Below are 18633 nucleotides of genomic sequence, written 5' to 3'. Positions count from 1 at the left end.
ATCAATAACTGCGGTGAATAATGAAATCGGCCAACTCTTTGAGTCGAACAGCAGAATCACCTAATGGTTTAATGGCCTCAATGGCCACTTCATATAATTCCCGGGCAAAATCCCGGGACGCTTCAAGGCCCATGATTGATACATAAGTAGGCTTGTTTTCATCGGCATCCTTGCCTGCTGTTTTACCCAAGCCCTCGGTATCAACCGTAACATCAAGAATATCATCAACAATCTGAAAGGCCAAACCAATGGCCGAGCCATAGGTCTCGAGTGCCCGCCTGGCCTCAGAAGTCGCTCCGGTCACAATCGCGCCCAACAGGACACTGCCTTCGATAAGCGCGCCTGTTTTCAAGCGATGCATGAACTGCAACTGCTCCAGGGTAAGGGTATGATTGACACTGGCCAAATCTATGGCCTGACCACCCACCATGCCCAGGCTTCCGGCAACCCGGCCAAGTACCTGCACCGCCTGTACCACCAAAGCAGGCGCCACAGGCATTTGCGCAAGCTCGGCAAAAGCCAGCGGCTGCAGGGCGTCTCCGGCCAGCATGGCCGTAGCCTCACCAAAACGCACATGTACTGTAGGCTGCCCCCTGCGCAGGACATCATCATCCATACAGGGCAAATCGTCATGAATCAGGGAATAAGCGTGAATCAGCTCGACTGCCGCCGCCGCCTTGTCGAGTGCATGATTGAATGACTCTATGGCAACGCCTTGTTGTAATGCAGCCCTGCCCGCAGCGTAAACCAATGTGGCACGAATTCTTTTACCACCACCCAGCGTGGCATAACGCATGGCCTCGTGCAATTGAACAGGCACCTCGGTAGTAGCCGGAAGCGCCTTTTCAAGCGCGGCTTCTACATTATTAACACAGGCCGCCAGCCAATCCTGAAAATGCATTGAACCCGTACTCATTGCTTATTCAACCTCGACCTGTACCGGACGCAACAAATTATTCTGAAGTACCTGTACCTGCTGCTCGGCAGCATCCAGGCGCTCCTGGCATACCCGAGCCAAAGCAACCCCTCTTTCGTACGCCCGCAAAGATGCCTCAAGGGAAAGCACATCACTTTCCATTGACTGCACAATCTCTTCAAGCTCTTTCAGGGCAGATTCAAAATCCTTTGGTAAATCAAGGACATCCAGTTTTTGGGTTGATTCTGACAAGGGGTACTCCAGAAAAGTTCAAATAATCAGGTATTGTACGAAATCATGGGCTGGCAAGGGCCATATTTTAATAGTTTTACGTATTTTTCAATCTCACCCCCTTTTTCAAACCGCAAAATTAATACCTCCCTCATTTTTTTTAATATTAAGGCATTGAATTTTCGGTACAATTTAACATTACATTCAATTTCAACAATCTGCCGGCTCATGACCCTTGGTGAGGCGGCTTTATTTTTTTACGCGGGGGATCTACAAAATGTCAGAAATCGCAACCATGAAACATGTCGAACCGGCACAAACCCAATTGCCGGTCCATGTTTATTTTGACGACAATGTTTTTGCCCGGGAACAGGCGCAAATCTTCAAACAATCTGCCTGTTATGTTGGCAACGAAAAAATGATACCCAACACCGGGGACTGGAGAACCTTGGTGCAGGAACAGGCCGGACGCATTCTAGTCCGCAATAAAAATGGTCCTGAGCTGCTATCTAACGTTTGCCGTCACCGTCAGGCAATCATGTTGGGGGGTGAAGCAGGCAATGTCACCGGTGCTGTCAAGAATCATGGTAATCTGCAGGAAAACGGCGGCAATATCGTTTGCCCTCTGCACCGCTGGACTTATGATAACCAGGGGACCTTGCTGGGCGCGCCGCAATTTAACCAGAACCCCTGCAAGAACTTGCAAAAATTTCCGCTTTCAAACTGCCATGGCCTGCTCTTTGAAGGCCCGCGTGATCCTGCTTCAGACCTGGCGCCGCTTTTTGCAAAACCGGAATTTGATTTCTCGGATTACGTGCTTGACCACGTAGAAGTACACGAATGCAACTATAACTGGAAAACTTTCATTGAAGTTTATCTTGAGGATTACCATGTTGCCCCCTTTCATCCCGGACTGGGCAAATTCGTCACCTGCGATGACCTGAAGTGGGAGTTTTCTGACTGGTTCAGCGCGCAGTACGTGGGCATCCACCAGGCGCTAGCCAATCCGGGCTCAGAGGTTTACAAAAAATGGCACAATGAGCTACTTAAGTTCCGCCAGGGCGAAAAACCCGATTTTGGTGCCGTATGGGTGACCTATTTCCCGACCCACATGATTGAGCTTTACCCTCATGTTCTGGTTCTATCCACACTGCATCCTGTCAGCCCGCAAAAAACCGTCAATATCGTCGAGTTTTATTATCCTGAAGAAATTGTCATGTTCGAGCGCGATTTCATCGAGGCCCAGCGGGCTGCCTATATGGAAACCGCCATTGAAGATGATGAAATTGCCGAGCGCATGGATGCAGGCCGCCTTGCCCTGCACAAACGCAACACCAGCGAAGTGGGACCTTACCAGTCTCCCATGGAAGATGGCATGCTGCATTTTCATGAATGGTACAACCGCATCATGAACCTCTAACTCACTGACTGCGACACACAATATCGCGGGTGCAATATCAACAATCCCCTTGAAAAAATTTCTTTCAAGGGGATTGTTTTTTGCACCGTATTTTTAACAACTAGCCTATTTCAACAGGCCGGGAATCATCACTGCACCATTCGCTCCAGGAGCCGGGATAAAGCGCAGAACCGCGCAAACCGGCCACCTCCATGGCTAGCAGGTTATGACAGGCACTAATACCCGAACCGCACTGGTGAACGATATTCTCAGGCTTCTTATTAGCAAGCACTTCTACAAAAGCGGATTTAAGTTCATCCACCGGAAGAAAAAAACCATCACTATCTAGATTACGGGTAAAGGGCCTGTTGACAGCACCGGGAATATGACCAGCAACGGGATCAATGGTTTCATTCTCACCGCGAAATCGGTTTTCGGCACGGGCATCTATAAGGGTAAAAACAGGATTATTCAGATTGGCCAGCACGTCCAGCGCATCCACAACAGGCATCGAAGCGGCATGGAGTGCCCACTTTACAGGCACTCGTGGCGCAGGTTGTTCACGCTCAATATCACCGCTGATCTGGCCCCAGGCACTCCAGCCACCATTGAGCACCCGTACACGGGTGCAGCCAACCCACCGCAACATCCACCACAAATGAGCAGCAAACATGCCATCCCTGGCATCATAGACGACAATATTTGCGGTTGGATCAATACCCAAGTTACCCAGCAACCTGATAAAGTCTTCACGATCAGGCAAAGGATGCCGCCCATTTTTTCCTGTCTTGGGTCCGCACAGATCAATTTCATGATCAAGAAAAATAGCGCCCGGAATATGCCCCTCGAGATATTGCTCCCTGCCCAGTTGATGATTGGCCAAATCATGCCTTGCATCCAACAAGACCAGGGTCTCATCTTCGCTCAGTAAATCTTGCAGCCCGAGTGCTGAAATCAACGGTTCCACTTTCTTGCTCCAGATAGTTCAAAAATCATCAGATTCAGTTATTGGCCATATTTTTCCGGGATCTGGCAGCTTCTGCCAGTTGCATGGTTCTCCAGGCAGACAGCAATCCTGCCAGGATAATCAGGGCCATACCAACCCAAGCCAATAAGTCGGGAATATCTCCCCAGAAAATAATACCCAGTATAGCCGCAAATATAATGGTGCTGTATTGCAAAGCCGCAGTCAGAATCGGAGAACCCTGACCAAAGGCACGGGTGAGTGCAAGCTGTCCGATCAGTCCGCTAACGCCCACCCCGAAAAGTACCAGCCAGGTGGTGAAATTGGGTTCCCCATAACCATGCGCCTTCAAGCCAAGAAAACCGGTTAACACCACAATCAGGGAAAAGTAGAAAACGGTTCTCCAGATCGGCTCTCCAATTGCCCCCAACGCTTTGATCTGCAACATGGCTATACCCCCAAATGCCCCAGACATCAGGCCCAGTGAGGCAGCAAACCACTGGTCTTCAGTGATGCTAGGTCGCAACACCAGTAATACACCCAGAAAACCCAAAATGACCGACAGCAGACGCAGTGAATCTTTCGGGCCCTTGTTGCTGAAAAACAAAAAACCGGCAATAAACAGCGGAGAGGTATAGTTAAGACTGGCACTGGTTGATAACGGCAGCACGGAATAACCATAAAACCCCATCCACAGGGACGTTACGCCAAACAGGTTACGTAAAACATGCAATTTAACGCTTTTCGGCTTCAGGGACTGGTGGCTTAACAGCGCCCACAACACAATCGCTACAATGGAGGGCAACCCGCGGGCTATCACAACAAGAGGCAGGCTTGAACCCATCTCATAAGACAGCTTGATACAAGTACCCATAATGGCGAACATTAATGCCGCCAGCAGCATCCACAACGATTGCATAGCCTATCTGACCCTGAAAGGAACATTCTGAAATAAGAAAATCATCATTCTATACCCAAGGTCACTTTAAATATCGGGAATTCACCCTATATAATTAAACAAATCAATATCGCTGTATTAATCATTTTATTTAAACTATATTATGATGCAGCCCATTTCCAAAAACAGTTAGATTTAAAGGCTTAACCCCTTATGAAACGCATTTTTCTATTTCTTATGACCAACCTGGCCGTTATGGTGGTGCTGGGTGTCACATTAAATATCCTTGGCATCAACCGCTTCATTACCGCCGAAGGCCTGGACATAACGCAATTGCTGGCATTTTCAGCAGTGGTCGGCTTTACCGGCTCAATCATCTCCCTGCTCATCAGCAAACCCATGGCCAAATGGAGCACGGGCGCCCAAGTCATTAACCCAGCCGCCCCGGCCAACAGTCGTGAAGCCTGGCTGGTTGATACTGTCCACCAATTGGCTGACCGTGCCGGCATTGGCCATCCTGAAGTCGCCATTTATGAAGGCGAACCCAATGCTTTTGCAACCGGCGCATTCAAAAACGATGCCCTGGTTGCCGTTTCCACCGGTTTGCTTAATAGCATGACTGAAGAAGAAGTCGCTGCTGTCCTGGGCCACGAAGTGGCGCACGTAGCCAACGGTGACATGGTTACCCTGACGCTGATTCAGGGTGTGGTAAACACCTTTGTGGTCTTCCTGTCACGCGTTGTGGGTTATGTGGTTGACCGGGTCATCCTGAAAAATGAACGCGAAGTTGGTATTGGCTATTACATTTCCGTCATTGTCTGTGAAATCGCATTTGGCATCCTGGCCTCTATCATTGTGGCCTGGTTCTCACGCCAACGTGAATACCGTGCTGATGCCGGTGCCGCACAACTCATGGGCTCAGCCGACCCAATGATTCATGCCTTGGCCCGCCTGGGGGGACTTACCCCCGGTGAACTGCCCCAGCAACTGAATGCTTCCGGCATCAGTGGCAAAGTCAATGTGGCTGCCCTATTCTCTACTCACCCACCGATCGAGCACCGCATCAATGCCTTGCGTGCACGTATTGTCAAGTAAACACGGCCCAAACCGCTCCTACCCCGGTTAAATGTCCAGCAGAGGGTGCATCGTTCAGGCCACACAAAAAACGGTCCGGTTTATATCATTAAACCGGACCGTTTTTTTATTTTACATGGGTGTCTCGAAAAAGCCCCAAAAGCCGTTTCATAAAACCAGCCTTTAGTGAGCCTGCTCCCAATCCGGGCCCATGCCAACCTCCGCCACCAGTGGCACTTTCAGTTCAGCCACGTTGCACATCAATTCAGGCAACCGTGATTTGACCAAATCCACTTCATCCTGTGGCACTTCAAGCACCAATTCATCATGCACCTGCATGATGATCATGGTTTTCAGGTTTTCATTTTCAATCCATTCCTGCACGGCCACCATTGCCATTTTGATCAAGTCTGCCGCCGTGCCCTGCATCGGTGCATTAATTGCCGCCCTTTCGGCAGCCGCCTTGCGCGGACCTTTGGCTCCCTTGATTTCAGGCAACCACAAGCGACGTCCAAATACGGTTTCCACATACCCTTGCTCATTTGCCTTGGCGCGGGTAAGCGTCATGTAGGCCGCCACACCGGGATAACGCTCAAAATAACGGTCTATGTAAGATTGCGCGGCATCACGGGTAATGCCCAGATTGCTGGCCAAGCCAAATGCCCCCATGCCGTAAATCAAGCCAAAGTTAATAGCCTTGGCGGCACGACGCTGCTCGGCAGTCACTTCTTCCAGAGGTGTGCCAAACACCTCTGAGGCGGTTGCCCGGTGAATATCCTTGCCTTGGGCAAAAGCCAATTGCAGATTGGCATCATCCGACACATGCGCCATGACTCGCAACTCGATTTGCGAGTAGTCGGCAGACATGATTACGCCGCCCTTTTCCGGCACAAAAGCCGTCCTGACCTTGCGCCCTTCTTCGGTTCGCACCGGAATATTCTGCAAGTTAGGATCAGACGAGGCCAGGCGCCCGGTAATGACTGCCGCCTGCGAGTAATTGGTATGTACCCGTCCGGTTTTAGGATTAATCATTTTAGGCAGTTTGTCGGTATACGTAGATTTAAGCTTGGCCAGCCCACGATACTCAAGCAGGGTAGCTGGCAGCGGGTAATCCTGGGCCAGTTTGCTAAGTACTTCCTCATCGGTTGAAGGGGCACCCTTGGGGGTTTTGCGGATAACCGGCAATTGCATGCGATCAAACAAAATCTCGGCCAGCTGCTTGGGCGAATTCAGGTTAAAAGGCTGACCGGCCAGTTCATAGGCCTTGTTTTCAAGCGCAACCAGCTTCTCTCCAATTTCATGGCTTTGTTGCTGCAAGGCTTTTTCGTTAATTTTGACGCCATTACGCTCAATCTTCGCCAACACCTCGGAAACCCACAATTCAAGCCGATATATCCGGTCAAGCCCTTCCTCGGCCACCACCAATGGCCGCATCAAGCCCGCCAACTGCAAGGTAAAATCGGTATCTTCGCAGGCATAGAAAGAGGCCTGCTCAATCTCGACTTCATCGAAACCAATCTGCTTGGCTCCCTTGCCACATAAATCGGTGTAATCCACCCCTTTTCTGCCCAGATATCGCTGCGCCAGGTCTTGCATGCCAACACTGCGGTGGGATTCAAGCACATATGCCATCAGCATAGTGTCATCTTTTATGCCTTTTAGCTTAATCCCTTCGTTGGCAAATACATGCGTGTCATATTTGGCATTTTGCAGTACTTTGGCCGCGCTCTCGTCCTCTAACCATGGCCTGAGTTTTTCAAGCACCATGGATTTATCTAATTGTTGGGCCAACATATTGCCTTTGTGTGCAAGCGGAATATACCAGCCTTGCCCGGGATGAATAGACATTGAAGTCCCAACCAGCGATGCCATCATCGGGTCTAACGAGGTGGTTTCGGTATCCAGCGCAACCAAAGCAGCCTCCTGGATCTGCTTCAGGCAGTCTTCCAATAATTCGGGAGTATCCACCGTTACGTAGTCAACTGTTTCTGGCGCTTCAGGAATCTCGTGGGCAACCCGGGCATCCTGTTTGGGCACAGCCTGGACATCACCGGTCAACTCACGCAGCCAGGTCCGAAAGCCGAAATGGTCAAAGATTTTTTTCAGTGTTTCGGCATCTTGCGGCTTAAGGGACAGATCATCCATCCCGGTAAAAAAATCATCAACCTCACAGTCGCGCTTGATCGTAATCAGCTGGCGGGTCAGTTCAAAATTAGGGATGGATTCACGCAGATTATTCCCGACCACCCCTTTGATTTTGTCGGCATTTTCAACCAGTTTGTCGATAGTACCGTATTCAGCCAACCACTTGACTGCCGTTTTGGGCCCCACTTTAGGCACGCCCGGCACATTATCCACCGTATCGCCAATCAACATCAGGTAATCAATAATCTGCTCGGGCAAAACACCAAACTTGCTTTTCACCCCTTCTATATCAAGGGTTTCATTAGTCATGGTATTGACGATGCTGACATGCTCGTTGACCAATTGGGCTATATCCTTATCCCCAGTGGAAATAATGGTACGGACTTCATTTTGTGTGGCAATTTCTGCTAAAGTGGCAATAATATCATCCGCCTCGACCCCGGGTTTGGCAATCACCGTCCAACCCATGGCGCTAATTGCCTGGTGGATGGGCTCTATTTGCAAAACCAGATCGTCGGGCATTGGGGGACGATGCCCTTTATAATCAGGATACAAATCATCACGAAATGTTTTTCCTTTTGCATCAAAGATGCAGGCCACGTAGTCAGCCTGATAATCCTGATTAATTTTGCGCATCATATTGATGACACCATAAATTGCACCGGTAGGCTCACCCAAGGCGTTTCTTAAATCAGGCATAGCATGGAAGGCCCGGTACAAATAGCTAGATCCATCAACAAGTAATAAGGTTTTTTTCATGTCAGTAACAAAAACAACGACCATCCAGGAACAGATCAGGGAAATTTCCGCTGAGTTACAAGACGCCGCCAATCATTTAAAAGATATTTCAGCAGCTGTAAGTATATTCGGAAGTGCCCGCACAAAAACAGATTCTCCTTACTACCGCAAAACGATTGAAATCAGCCAAAAACTGGCACAAGCAGGATTCAACATCATGTCCGGAGGGGGGCCTGGCATCATGGAAGCCGCCAACAAGGGCTGTTTTGAAGCAGGCGGCACCAGTATTGGCTTGAATATCAAGCTGCCACATGAACAAGTAGACAATCCATTCCAGTCACATAGCATTTACTTCAAATACTTCGTTTCAAGGAAAACCACATTTTTCATGAACAGCTCAGGTTACATCATTTTACCTGGCGGTTTTGGCACACTTGACGAACTCTTCGAAGCACTTACCCTAATCCAAACCGGTAAAGCCCATAGCGCCCCCATTATTTTTGTAGGGACCGAGTTCTGGGATGGGCTGCTGCAATGGATAAAAAAACAATTATTAAGCAATGGCTATATTTCACCCAACGATATTAATTTGTTTGTTGTAGAAGATGATCCCACACGCATCGTTGAGCATATTCAGGCTCACCATCAAAAAAACCAGGATGAAGAGTTTCGACTTGGACTTTGCTAACTTAAGGGTAAATTCAAAGTAAATTGAAGGCAAATAGTCTTTCGCAACACCTGCCCTGGCTTTAAAACACGCCTGGGCAAGTATAAAGGCTAACTTTCCGCCTTGGCATCACCGGCGGTTTGGTTTTGCGCTGGGCGACACAGGACATAAACCACCGGCACATCCTCGTCACGGGTCTCATTTTCCAAAACCTTGCCCGAAAACTCTTTCATGCACGTGTTTGTCATTTGCTTCATACAAGTATTTTTATCCTTATAGCAAGGAAGAATCAGATGGACATCTGTTTTTTCATACAACACACCTCCACAAGCCGTCAATAAAACAGGCAGCATCCCAACAACAAGCGCTTTGATCAAATGCACCGCTATCCCCCCAGCTATTTTTTTCCAAAACGGAACATTTATTTTCAAATGACTGATTGATGATTTTCACTTCAATTTATCTTTTGAAATAAATCAAACAAACGTGCATTATTACGTGCACATTCTGACTCGCAAGCTATTATTTACAAAAAATTAACAATACGTAACATATTTAGTAGTGAGCGAGATAAAAATGATAACCAACCTGATGCTTCAATCAGTTTTAAATCCTCTGGATAAAACTGAACAGCAAACATTCTTAAAACAGTCATTACATAATAACGGTTTAGAATATTATGTCTACATTCAAAACCTGCCCTTTCCCTTTAACGATACCGAGTCCCGGTTCCTGTGTGCCAGCAACCTGCCACATTCATGCCTGAAAAACCTCCAGGATGGCATTGTCCTGAAAAACAATCCGCTCAGCCACATAAACACCGACTCAAGCGCCCTGTGCAAAACATTTTCCTGGGACAAAAACAACCTTTCCAATCACCCAGACCTCATCAGGCTTTTTCAGGATTTTCCACGATTATACGGCCTGGATTTACCCTACCAGAATATGTCCGGAAGCAGGAAAAGCTCCCTGGTCCTGCTCAGAACCAGTCATCCCGTTTCCATGCATGAAATTGAACAACAACTGTTTCAGCTCAAACAGCTGGTTTTTTCCGCCCGATATTTAATCAGGCAGCATCTGGTTAACCATTATCTGAACACCACATACCCGGTACTGTCTCCCAGGCAAATGGAAATCAGCAGATGCATTGCTACTGGCATGACAAACAAAGACATTGCCGACTGCCTGCACATAAAGAGCAATACCGTCAAATATCACATAACACAAATTCTGAACAAAACCAAATCAAGCCGGCGTACTTCAGGCGCTTTCAAGGCACTGTTGCCTGATCTGCTCAAGTAACTATTCTCCAACCACGGAAACTCCATCCATGCAACCTTGCCAAGGAACAGATATTTCAATTCAATCCCAAGTGACAAAACAACCTACTTCAATCTGTAAAGACTTATAATAATACGTTTTACGGGATTCCTCCCAAGCCCATTTTTTACCGCAAAAAGTCATGTTGGAACAATATACCCCACTGGAAGTAGAACAAAACGCTCAACGCAACTGGCAAGACACAGATGCCTATCTGGTAACAGAGCACGCCAAAGACAGTAACGGCAATGACAAGCCCAAGTTTTATGCCTGTTCAATGTTGCCCTACCCAAGCGGCAAGTTGCATATGGGCCATGTCCGTAACTACACCATCAACGACATGATGGCACGCCAGCTGCGCATGCGCGGATTCAACGTGTTAATGCCCATGGGCTGGGACGCTTTCGGCATGCCTGCCGAAAATGCTGCCATCAAGTCAAAAGTCCCCCCTGCCAAATGGACGTACGACAACATTGCGTACATGAAAAAACAAATGAAGGCAATGGGGTTGGCCATTGACTGGTCACGCGAAATGTGTGCCTGCGATCCTGAATACTACAAGTGGAACCAATGGTTTTTCCTGAAAATGCTGGAAAAAGGCATTGCCTACCGCAAAACCCAAACCGTTAACTGGGATCCCGTAGACAACACGGTACTCGCCAATGAGCAGGTCATTGACGGTCGCGGATGGCGCTCGGGTGCCCTGGTTGAAAAACGCGAAATTCCGGGTTACTACCTGCGCATTACCGACTATGCCGAAGAACTGCTGCACGAAGTCAAGCACAACCTGCCCGGCTGGCCCGAACGTGTGCGCCTGATGCAGGAAAACTGGATTGGCAAAAGCGAAGGCGTTCGTTTTGCCTTTACCCATGAAATCAAAAACAACGAAGGCCAGCTTATCCAGGATGGCCGCATGTACGTTTTCACCACTCGCCCCGACACCATCATGGGCGTTACTTTCTGCGCAGTTGCCCCGGAACATCCACTGGCAAGCCATGCAGCACAATCCAACCCTGCCCTAGCGGCCTTTATTGAAGAATGCAAGCAAGGCGGCACCACCGAAGTCGAGATGGCAACCCGCGAAAAAGCAGGTATGCCTACCGGCCTGTTTGTGACCCACCCCATTACCAATGAACAGGTTGAAATCTGGGTGGGCAATTACGTCCTCATGAGCTACGGTGATGGCGCCGTCATGGGCGTACCGGCACACGATGAACGAGACTTCGCTTTTGCCCTCAAATACCGCTTGCCCATCAAGCAGGTCATCGCGGTTCAAGACAAAACATACTCTACCGAAGAATGGCAAGAGTGGTACGCCGACAAACAAAACGGCATTGTCGTCAATTCAGGCCAGTTCGACGGCCTGAACTACCAACAGGCTGTTGATGCCGTTGCCAGCGTGCTGTCCGACAAAGGCCTGGGCGAGAAACAAACCACCTGGCGCTTGCGCGACTGGGGTATTTCACGCCAGCGTTACTGGGGCACCCCAATCCCCATCATTCACTGTGCAGATTGCGGCCCGGTTCCCGTACCCGAAAAAGACCTGCCGGTAAAATTGCCCGAAGAGCTGATTCCCGATGGCAGTGGCAACCCGCTTAGCAAACATGAAGCATTCCTGTCCTGCTCCTGTCCCAAATGCGGCAAGCCGGCCCGTCGCGAAACCGACACCATGGATACCTTCATCGACTCTTCCTGGTACTTCATGCGCTATACCTCGCCCGGCAACAACAATGCCATGGTCGATACCCGCAACGACTACTGGATGCCAATGGATCAATACATTGGTGGCATCGAACATGCCGTGCTTCATTTGCTGTATGCGCGCTTCTGGACCAAAGTCATGCGTGACATGGGCCTGCTCAAGTTTGATGAACCCTTCAAGAAACTGCTTTGCCAGGGCATGGTGCTTAACCATATCTATTCCCGCAAAAACGAAAAAGGCGGCATTGAATATTTCTGGCCCGAAGAGGTTGAAAACGTCTATAACGAAAAAGGCAGCATTATTGGCGCACGTCTTATCAAAGACAACTCTCCGGTGGATTACGGTGGCATTGGCACCATGTCCAAATCCAAAAACAACGGTGTAGATCCACAGGCCCTTATCGACACCCTGGGTGCCGATACCGCCCGCCTGTTCGTCATGTTCACCAGCCCTCCAGAGCAAACCCTTGAATGGTCCGACTCCGGCGTGGAAGGCTCACACCGCTTCCTCAAGCGCCTCTGGTCTATGGCCTACAACCATAAAGCCATTATTGCGCGCGCAACCGCTACAACACCTGACTGGGACAATGCCCCCAAAGCGGTCAAAGACCTGCGTCGCACCGCTTACTCCCTGCTCAAGCAAGCCAATTATGACTATGAGCGCATTCAATACAACACAGTGGTTTCTGCCAACATGAAACTGCTCAATGCGATTGAAGACGCCAAACTGGAAGCCAGTGCCGAAGCGGATGCTGCCATCAAGGAAGTCATTGGCATTCTGTTGCGCATGCTGTACCCGGTCGTTCCCCATATTACCTGGCATCTCTGGAGTGAACTTGGCTATGCCCAAGCGTATGGAGACCTGCTGGATGCACCATGGCCCGAACTCGACGAGCAAGCCCTTATTGCCGATGAAATCGAGATGATGCTGCAGGTCAATGGCAAACTGCGCGGTTCTATTAATGTACCTAACGGATCCAGCAAAGAAGACATTGAAAAGCTGGCACTGGCCCATCAATCAGTTGAAAAATTCCTTGAAGGCCGGCCACCCAAACGAGTCATTATCGTTCCTGGCAAGCTGATCAACGTTGTAGGATAAGCAAAACATGCAGACACAAGCACATTTAGACATCCCCTCTGCCAAACGTATTCACCTGCTGCTGGCAGCGGGCATTCTCCTGTGTCTGCTCATTGCCGGCTGTGGCTTCAAGATGCGCGGCCCCACCGTGTTGCCCTTTACGACGCTGTATACCAATATCCCGCAAAACTCTGCCTTCGGGGCAAGGGTCTGGCGCTTGATACAGGCGAACGCACCCGCAACCTTAATTACCGAAGATGTGGATCGGGCAGAAGCCAAGTTATTGCAGCTAAGTCTTGAACGCTCCAGCCGTGAAGTTTCCCTTGACGCGCAGGGCAAAGTAGAAGAATACGAGCTTGGCCTGGTGCTGACCTTTTCCATGACAGACAGCCGTGACAATGAACTGATTCCCGTTTCCCGAATCTCGGCAACGCGCCAGCTTCCTTACGATGAAGATGACGCCGCAGCCAAACAGGCAGAAATGGCGCAACTGTATGAAGACATGGAAAGAAGTATTGCCGATCGCCTGATCCGTCGTATTACTTCACAAGAAGTCATTACGACCTACCTGGAATACAACCCGGCCCAGTCTGTTGTACCCGCAAAGTAGTATGGGACAAACCTTTAGCCATGATTCGTTTGCCAGTCATATTATCCAGCCCGCCACAGCACTGGATACACTTTATTGCGTTTGCTCTGACGAGCTCCTGCTACGCAATGAAACCGTTGACAGCATACGGCAGGCGTGTAGGGATAAAGGCTATAACGAACGCACCAGCCTTATCCTTGACGCCAATGGCAACTGGAATGCCATTCAGGAGTGCACGCAAAGCATCTCCCTGTTTGGCGACCTGAAAATCCTCGAAATCACCATTCCGACCGGCAAACCCGGGAAAACCGGTGCCACGGCACTTATTGATCTGGCCGCCCAGGTACAGAAAGGTGAAATCAGCGATACGGTTATCGTTATCAGCCTGCCCAAACTGGACAAAACCACGGCAAAATCCAAATGGGCCCAACAACTGTTGGCAACCGCCACGGTTATCAATATTGCCAACATCGATCGACAGCATTTACCGGCCTGGATCAAACAACGCCTCAAACGGCAAAACCAGTCTGTCGATGAGGCGACGCTTGCCTGGATTACCGACAAGGTAGAAGGCAATCTGTTTGCCGCCCACCAGGAAATTCTCAAGCTGGGCCTGCTGTACCCTGAAGGCAAGATCCAGGCAGAAGACATCGAACAGGCCATTCTTGATGTTGCCCGTTACGATGTCTTCGCCCTGTCCAATGCAATGCTGGAAGGCAATGGGCAAAGAACAGTCAGGATGATCCAGGGGCTGAAAGCCGAGGGCGAGGCGCTGCCATTAGTCCTTGGCGTGATGACCCGGGAAATACGCACCCTTTACACGCTGGCAACAGCCCGCCAGCAGGGTGAGAATATCGCAGGCCTCTTCAGGCAATTGTATATTTTTCCGCCACGCGATAAATTAATACGCCAGGCCCTTGAAAGGCTCTCGCTAAAACACTTAATGGGCATGATCCAGCATGCCCATGACATAGATCGCCTTTTCAAAGGCTACCCCGTTAATGGCCGTATGGACGACGCCTGGGAAGAAATCACCCGACTGGCTTTAAAAGTCGTGAACCCGGCTATTTTATGAATAACAAGGTTGATTATTAAAAATGACGCAATCTGTAAATGAGCTCATGGAGCAAATTGGCACGCAGGCCCGCAAAGCATCCAAATTCATCATGCAAGCCAGCGATGAGCAAAAGTCAACGGCTTTGCGCTTCATGGCGCAGCGCCTGCTTGAAAAAGCCGATTATCTAAAGGCTGAAAACGCCAAAGATCTGGAAAACGCCCGAAACAACCATCTGGAACCAGCCCTGCTTGACCGCCTGACCCTTTCCGACAAAGCCCTTAACCTAATGGCGACCGGACTGAACCAAATTGCCGGCATGGCAGACCCGGTAGGCAGCTTAAGCGCCACCCGCGTATTGCCCAATGGCATTAACATCGCTCAAATGCGGGTACCGCTTGGCGTCATTGGCATTATTTATGAGTCGCGCCCCAACGTCACGATTGATGCCGCTGCACTTTGCCTGAAATCGGGCAATGCCACCATCTTGCGTGGCGGCAGCGAGGCTTTTCATTCAAACCTGGCTTTGGGCAATATCATTCGCGAAGGCCTTGAACATGCCGGCCTGCCAGAATCTGTTGTGCAAGTGGTCAGCACTACCGACCGGGCTGCGGTAGGCAAGCTGATTACCATGACCGAATATGTAGACGTGATTATTCCACGAGGCGGTAAAAACCTGATCAAACGCCTTAGCGAAGAAGCCCGTGTTCCCCTGATCAAACACCTTGACGGCAACTGCCACGTTTACATCGACCAGCACGCCGACCTTGAAAAAGCCTTTCAGGTTGCGCTGCATGCCAAAACTTTCCGCTATGGCATCTGCGGTGCGATGGAAACCCTGCTGGTGCATGCCAATATTGCCCGGGAAGTGCTTCCCCGCTTGGCACAAGCCTATGCCGAACATAAGGTTGAACTACGCGGCTGCGATAAAACCTGCCAAATTATTCCCGCCGCACTGCCGGCCAGTAGCGAAGACTGGGATACCGAATACCTGGGGCCGATTCTGGCCATCCGCGTGGTAGACAGTCTTGAACAAGCCATCGAGCATATTGCCCGACACAGCTCTGGCCATACCGAATCGATTATTACCGAACGCATTCATGAAGCCACCCAGTTCCAAAGACAGGTAGACTCTAGCTCTGTATATGTCAACTTGCCCACTGTTTTCGCCGATGGCTTTGAATATGGCCTGGGTGCGGAAATCGGCATTTCCACCAACCGGCTGCATGCCCGTGGACCCGTAGGCCTTGAAGGGCTGACCACCTACAAATGGGTACTGAACGGTAACGGCCAACTTCGCAAATAAAGGTAAAAAAATGTTGTATTTATGGCTTAAAACCCTGCATATCGTTTTTGTGACCTCCTGGTTTGCCGGACTGTTTTACCTGCCCCGCATTTATGTGAACATGGCGCAAACCACTAACCCTGATGCCTACCAGGCAATGTTGGGAATGGCAGCGCGCCTGCTGCGCTTTACCAACAAACTCGCCATCCCCGCCGTTATTTTCGGCTTGTGGATGATGATACAGTTCAAAATCGGGCTTACCGACGGCTGGATGCACGCCAAACTGCTTTTGGTGGCCTTTGTACTTGGCTATCATTACACCTGCGCCCGTATTTACCAGCAATTCGAACAACAAAAAAACACACGTTCCCACGTTTATTACCGATGGTTTAACGAGATTCCGGTCTTTTTGTTACTTTTCATTGTTGCGCTGGTCATTATCAAACCTTTTTAAAAAACAATATACATGTCTGAAGACACCAAAACCCCTCGCCCAAAGCTTATTCTAAAAAAGTCCCCTACCCAGAAGGACCAAAACGCCGAATCCACGCCTGAAAAACCGCGCCTGCGTACCGGTGCCCGCGCCAGAAAAGTTGCCCTGGCCAGTTTTGCCGAGTCCAGCACAAGCGCCGACAAAACCATCAAAAACAAGATTCAGTCACGCCCCCTGCCCCGCACAGCAGGCTATGCCAAGCATCGCCCCAGCCTTGCCGACCGCTTAAGCCGTGGCGCTGAAACCATCGGGCAATTTCCCGATACACAAAAAAACACCCGCAAACCCGCTGTGGTCAAGGGTGACTCGTCCTACGAAGCGTCTAGAAACCCTCGCAAAGAGCCACGCAGACAAAGAACCCAGTACCAGCACACCGAAATATTCCGGGTATTTGCTCCCTGCCCCCAAGGGCTTGAAGACGTCCTGTTCGAGGAAATCAGCGCCCTGGGCTTTGAAAACGTGGAAAAAGGACGTGCCGGCTGTGCCTTTAGCAGCGACTGGATGGGTATCATGCGGGCCAATCTGTATTCACGATTGGCCACCCGGATTCTGGTACAGGTCTCACATGCTCCCATCATGACCGAAGATGATATTTACGAACTGGCTTATGACACGCCTTGGGAGCAATGGTTTGGTGCTGAACACACGCTACGGGTAGACACCTCTGCCATCAAAAGCCCCATGAAAAGCCTCATGTTCTGTAACCTGAAGGCCAAAGACGGCATTTGCGACCGCCTGCGCGACCGTGAAGGCGAACGTCCCAGTATCGACACTGTCCGCCCCGATGCCAAGGTACACCTGTTCCTGTCCAGCGACAGCGCCACCCTTTACCTGGATACCTCTGGCGAGTCCCTGTTCAAGCGTGGCTGGCGCCTTGACAAAGGTGAAGCCCCACTCAGGGAAAACCTGGCAGCGGGCATTCTGGCCCTTTCAGGCTGGGACCCTTCCATGCCCCTGTATGACCCGTTCTGCGGCAGTGGCACCATTCTTATCGAAGCGGCCTGGATTGCCCAGGGCGTACCGCCCGGTATTTCACGCCCGTTTGGCTTCGAACGCCTGCGCAATTTTGACTACCGTCGCTGGAAAGACCTGAAAGCAGATGCGCTAAGCCGCATGGCCCCCAGACTGGAAACGCCGTTATATGGGTCTGATATCAACCCGCACGCCATTGCAGCGGCCAAAGACAACCTGCACCGGGCCCGTCTGTCCGACGCCTCTATTTTCTTTGATGTCAAGGATGCCCGCTTCACCCAGGCTCCGGCCGAACGTGGCTGGCTAATCACCAACCCGCCTTATGGCGAACGCATGGACCCTGAAGACGACACCCTGTGGCGCGAATGGTCTTCCTGCCTGAAAAAAGAATTTGCCAACTGGAACGTGCATATTATTTCCAGTGACCTTGACCTGCCCAAAAAACTCAGGCTCAAACCCAAACAGCGCATTCCGCTTTTTAACGGCGCGCTTGACTGCCGCCTGTTTGCCTTTGAAATGGTCAGCGACAGCTATCGGAACAAATAATAATGACTTACCCTGCCAGACTGCGAATTTTTGCCTGCATGATGTACGAAGGCGTACTTTTGTTTGGTCTTGTTTTTTTCGCTTCCTATATTTTTGACACCTTGACCCAAAGCCGTCACGGCCTGATGTACCATGCCCCCCGGCAAGCCCTGCTGTTTTTGGTGATTGGTCTTTACTTCATTACTTCATGGAAGCGCAAAGGGCAGACGCTTCCCATGAAAACCTGGAATATTCTGCTTTGCGATAAAAGCGGGAACAAACCCGGAACAGGCCAGTTGATTTTAAGGTACCTGCTGTGCTGGCCCATTCCCCTGCTGGGTGCCGCAGGCATTTACTTTCTTTCCCAATCCCTGGGCTGGGCCTCGATAACCATGTTCATTATTGTGACGCCCTTCCTGAATTTTGTGTATAGCTGGTTGGACCGTGACGGTTTAATGATGCATGATCGTCTGGCCGGTACTCGTTTAATTAACATAACCGGCAAGCGTATTTAAATGTTAAAATGTGTATATCAGAGTATTTATTTATAGTACTGGTATACGTAACAAACGTTTAACGCTGGC

At 50.0% G+C, this 18633-nt stretch carries 17 protein-coding genes; 11 read left to right on the top strand and 6 right to left on the bottom strand.

All coding sequences use genetic code 11. The features are described 5' to 3' along the window. Window position 1 precedes the first annotated feature (1 nt). Entirely contained in the window at window positions 2-901 is a 900-nt protein-coding gene (locus ACM5Q9_RS12495; RefSeq protein ID WP_418145116.1) for a polyprenyl synthetase family protein, read from the bottom strand. An 18-nt stretch (window positions 902-919) separates the two neighbouring features. Further along, window positions 920-1168: an exodeoxyribonuclease VII small subunit gene (locus ACM5Q9_RS12490; RefSeq protein WP_418145073.1), complete on the bottom strand. Its 249-nt coding sequence runs from the start codon at window positions 1166-1168 to the stop codon at window positions 920-922. Between the two features lie 256 nt (window positions 1169-1424). On the opposite strand from ACM5Q9_RS12490, the gene ACM5Q9_RS12485 reads away from it, so the two are divergent. Continuing rightward, entirely contained in the window at window positions 1425-2567 is a 1143-nt protein-coding gene (locus ACM5Q9_RS12485; protein ID WP_418145072.1) for an aromatic ring-hydroxylating oxygenase subunit alpha, read from the top strand. A gap of 100 nt (window positions 2568-2667) precedes the next feature. On the opposite strand, the gene ACM5Q9_RS12480 is transcribed toward ACM5Q9_RS12485, so the two are convergent. Then, a complete protein-coding gene (locus ACM5Q9_RS12480) occupies window positions 2668-3513 on the bottom strand; it encodes a sulfurtransferase (protein ID WP_418145071.1) in 846 nt (281 codons plus the stop codon). A 34-nt stretch (window positions 3514-3547) separates the two neighbouring features. Next, a complete protein-coding gene (locus ACM5Q9_RS12475) occupies window positions 3548-4429 on the bottom strand; it encodes a DMT family transporter (protein ID WP_418145070.1) in 882 nt (293 codons plus the stop codon). Window positions 4430-4621: 192 nt separating this feature from the next. Here ACM5Q9_RS12475 and htpX point away from each other — a divergent pair, with 192 nt between their 5' ends. After that, on the top strand, window positions 4622-5503 hold the full coding sequence (gene htpX, locus ACM5Q9_RS12470; RefSeq protein WP_418145069.1) for a protease HtpX: 882 nt from the start codon (window positions 4622-4624) through the stop codon (window positions 5501-5503). A gap of 162 nt (window positions 5504-5665) precedes the next feature. Here the strand turns inward: htpX and polA are convergent, their stop codons facing one another. After that, complete coding sequence (gene polA / locus ACM5Q9_RS12465) at window positions 5666-8386, bottom strand: DNA polymerase I (protein WP_418145068.1); 2721 nt, start codon at window positions 8384-8386, stop codon at window positions 5666-5668. Between polA and ACM5Q9_RS12460 the strand changes: the two genes are divergently transcribed. Then, window positions 8385-9053: a TIGR00730 family Rossman fold protein gene (locus ACM5Q9_RS12460; RefSeq protein ID WP_418145067.1), complete on the top strand. Its 669-nt coding sequence runs from the start codon at window positions 8385-8387 to the stop codon at window positions 9051-9053. The genes polA and ACM5Q9_RS12460 overlap by 2 nt on opposite strands. A gap of 89 nt (window positions 9054-9142) precedes the next feature. Here ACM5Q9_RS12460 and ACM5Q9_RS12455 read toward each other — a convergent pair whose 3' ends face one another. After that, a complete protein-coding gene (locus ACM5Q9_RS12455; RefSeq protein ID WP_418145066.1) occupies window positions 9143-9289 on the bottom strand; it encodes a hypothetical protein in 147 nt (48 codons plus the stop codon). A 334-nt stretch (window positions 9290-9623) separates the two neighbouring features. Here ACM5Q9_RS12455 and ACM5Q9_RS12450 point away from each other — a divergent pair, with 334 nt between their 5' ends. The 8 genes from ACM5Q9_RS12450 to ACM5Q9_RS12415 all read left to right on the top strand — a co-directional run bounded on the left by ACM5Q9_RS12450 (window position 9624) and on the right by ACM5Q9_RS12415 (window position 18564). Further along, window positions 9624-10334 carry a helix-turn-helix transcriptional regulator gene (locus ACM5Q9_RS12450; RefSeq protein ID WP_418145065.1) on the top strand — a complete coding sequence of 237 codons (711 nt, stop codon included), beginning with the start codon at window positions 9624-9626 and terminating at the stop codon, window positions 10332-10334. A 160-nt stretch (window positions 10335-10494) separates the two neighbouring features. Then, the gene (gene leuS, locus ACM5Q9_RS12445; RefSeq protein ID WP_418145064.1) at window positions 10495-13152 is read left to right on the top strand and encodes a leucine--tRNA ligase; all 2658 of its coding nucleotides are present in this window, start codon (window positions 10495-10497) and stop codon (window positions 13150-13152) included. A gap of 7 nt (window positions 13153-13159) precedes the next feature. Next, window positions 13160-13741 (top strand): LPS assembly lipoprotein LptE, encoded by a 582-nt coding sequence (gene lptE, locus ACM5Q9_RS12440; RefSeq protein WP_418145063.1) that lies wholly within the window; start codon window positions 13160-13162, stop codon window positions 13739-13741. Between the two features lies 1 nt (window position 13742). Then, a complete protein-coding gene (holA, locus tag ACM5Q9_RS12435; RefSeq protein ID WP_418145062.1) occupies window positions 13743-14795 on the top strand; it encodes a DNA polymerase III subunit delta in 1053 nt (350 codons plus the stop codon). A gap of 22 nt (window positions 14796-14817) precedes the next feature. Then, window positions 14818-16080: a glutamate-5-semialdehyde dehydrogenase gene (locus ACM5Q9_RS12430; protein WP_418145061.1), complete on the top strand. Its 1263-nt coding sequence runs from the start codon at window positions 14818-14820 to the stop codon at window positions 16078-16080. 10 nt (window positions 16081-16090) lie between these two features. Further along, a complete protein-coding gene (locus ACM5Q9_RS12425; protein ID WP_418145060.1) occupies window positions 16091-16513 on the top strand; it encodes a CopD family protein in 423 nt (140 codons plus the stop codon). Window positions 16514-16525: 12 nt separating this feature from the next. Next, window positions 16526-18070 (top strand): THUMP domain-containing class I SAM-dependent RNA methyltransferase, encoded by a 1545-nt coding sequence (locus ACM5Q9_RS12420; RefSeq protein ID WP_418145059.1) that lies wholly within the window; start codon window positions 16526-16528, stop codon window positions 18068-18070. A gap of 2 nt (window positions 18071-18072) precedes the next feature. Continuing rightward, entirely contained in the window at window positions 18073-18564 is a 492-nt protein-coding gene (locus ACM5Q9_RS12415; protein ID WP_169295075.1) for an RDD family protein, read from the top strand. Window positions 18565-18633: the final 69 nt, after the last annotated feature.

This window comes from Advenella sp. RU8 (assembly GCF_048381675.1).
Lineage (GTDB): Bacteria > Pseudomonadota > Gammaproteobacteria > Burkholderiales > Burkholderiaceae_B > Advenella.
Note: the sequence above shows the minus strand (reverse complement) of the source record. Positions and strands in the feature narration are given on the sequence as shown.

What these genes read in the sequence shown, in the direction of transcription:
- ACM5Q9_RS12460 (WP_418145067.1), top strand. Translation starts at nt 8,385, where the DNA reads ATGTCAGTAACAAAAACAACGACCATCCAGGAACAGATCAGGGAAATT.
- ACM5Q9_RS12485 (WP_418145072.1), top strand. Translation starts at nt 1,425, where the DNA reads ATGTCAGAAATCGCAACCATGAAACATGTCGAACCGGCACAAACCCAA.
- ACM5Q9_RS12415 (WP_169295075.1), top strand. Translation starts at nt 18,073, where the DNA reads ATGACTTACCCTGCCAGACTGCGAATTTTTGCCTGCATGATGTACGAA.
- leuS (WP_418145064.1), top strand. Translation starts at nt 10,495, where the DNA reads ATGTTGGAACAATATACCCCACTGGAAGTAGAACAAAACGCTCAACGC.
- htpX (WP_418145069.1), top strand. Translation starts at nt 4,622, where the DNA reads ATGAAACGCATTTTTCTATTTCTTATGACCAACCTGGCCGTTATGGTG.
- ACM5Q9_RS12495 (WP_418145116.1), bottom strand. Translation starts at nt 901, where the DNA reads ATGCATTTTCAGGATTGGCTGGCGGCCTGTGTTAATAATGTAGAAGCC.
- holA (WP_418145062.1), top strand. Translation starts at nt 13,743, where the DNA reads ATGGGACAAACCTTTAGCCATGATTCGTTTGCCAGTCATATTATCCAG.
- ACM5Q9_RS12450 (WP_418145065.1), top strand. Translation starts at nt 9,624, where the DNA reads ATGCTTCAATCAGTTTTAAATCCTCTGGATAAAACTGAACAGCAAACA.
- ACM5Q9_RS12425 (WP_418145060.1), top strand. Translation starts at nt 16,091, where the DNA reads ATGTTGTATTTATGGCTTAAAACCCTGCATATCGTTTTTGTGACCTCC.
- polA (WP_418145068.1), bottom strand. Translation starts at nt 8,386, where the DNA reads ATGAAAAAAACCTTATTACTTGTTGATGGATCTAGCTATTTGTACCGG.
- ACM5Q9_RS12430 (WP_418145061.1), top strand. Translation starts at nt 14,818, where the DNA reads ATGACGCAATCTGTAAATGAGCTCATGGAGCAAATTGGCACGCAGGCC.
- ACM5Q9_RS12475 (WP_418145070.1), bottom strand. Translation starts at nt 4,429, where the DNA reads ATGCAATCGTTGTGGATGCTGCTGGCGGCATTAATGTTCGCCATTATG.
- ACM5Q9_RS12420 (WP_418145059.1), top strand. Translation starts at nt 16,526, where the DNA reads ATGTCTGAAGACACCAAAACCCCTCGCCCAAAGCTTATTCTAAAAAAG.
- lptE (WP_418145063.1), top strand. Translation starts at nt 13,160, where the DNA reads ATGCAGACACAAGCACATTTAGACATCCCCTCTGCCAAACGTATTCAC.
- ACM5Q9_RS12455 (WP_418145066.1), bottom strand. Translation starts at nt 9,289, where the DNA reads ATGAAGCAAATGACAAACACGTGCATGAAAGAGTTTTCGGGCAAGGTT.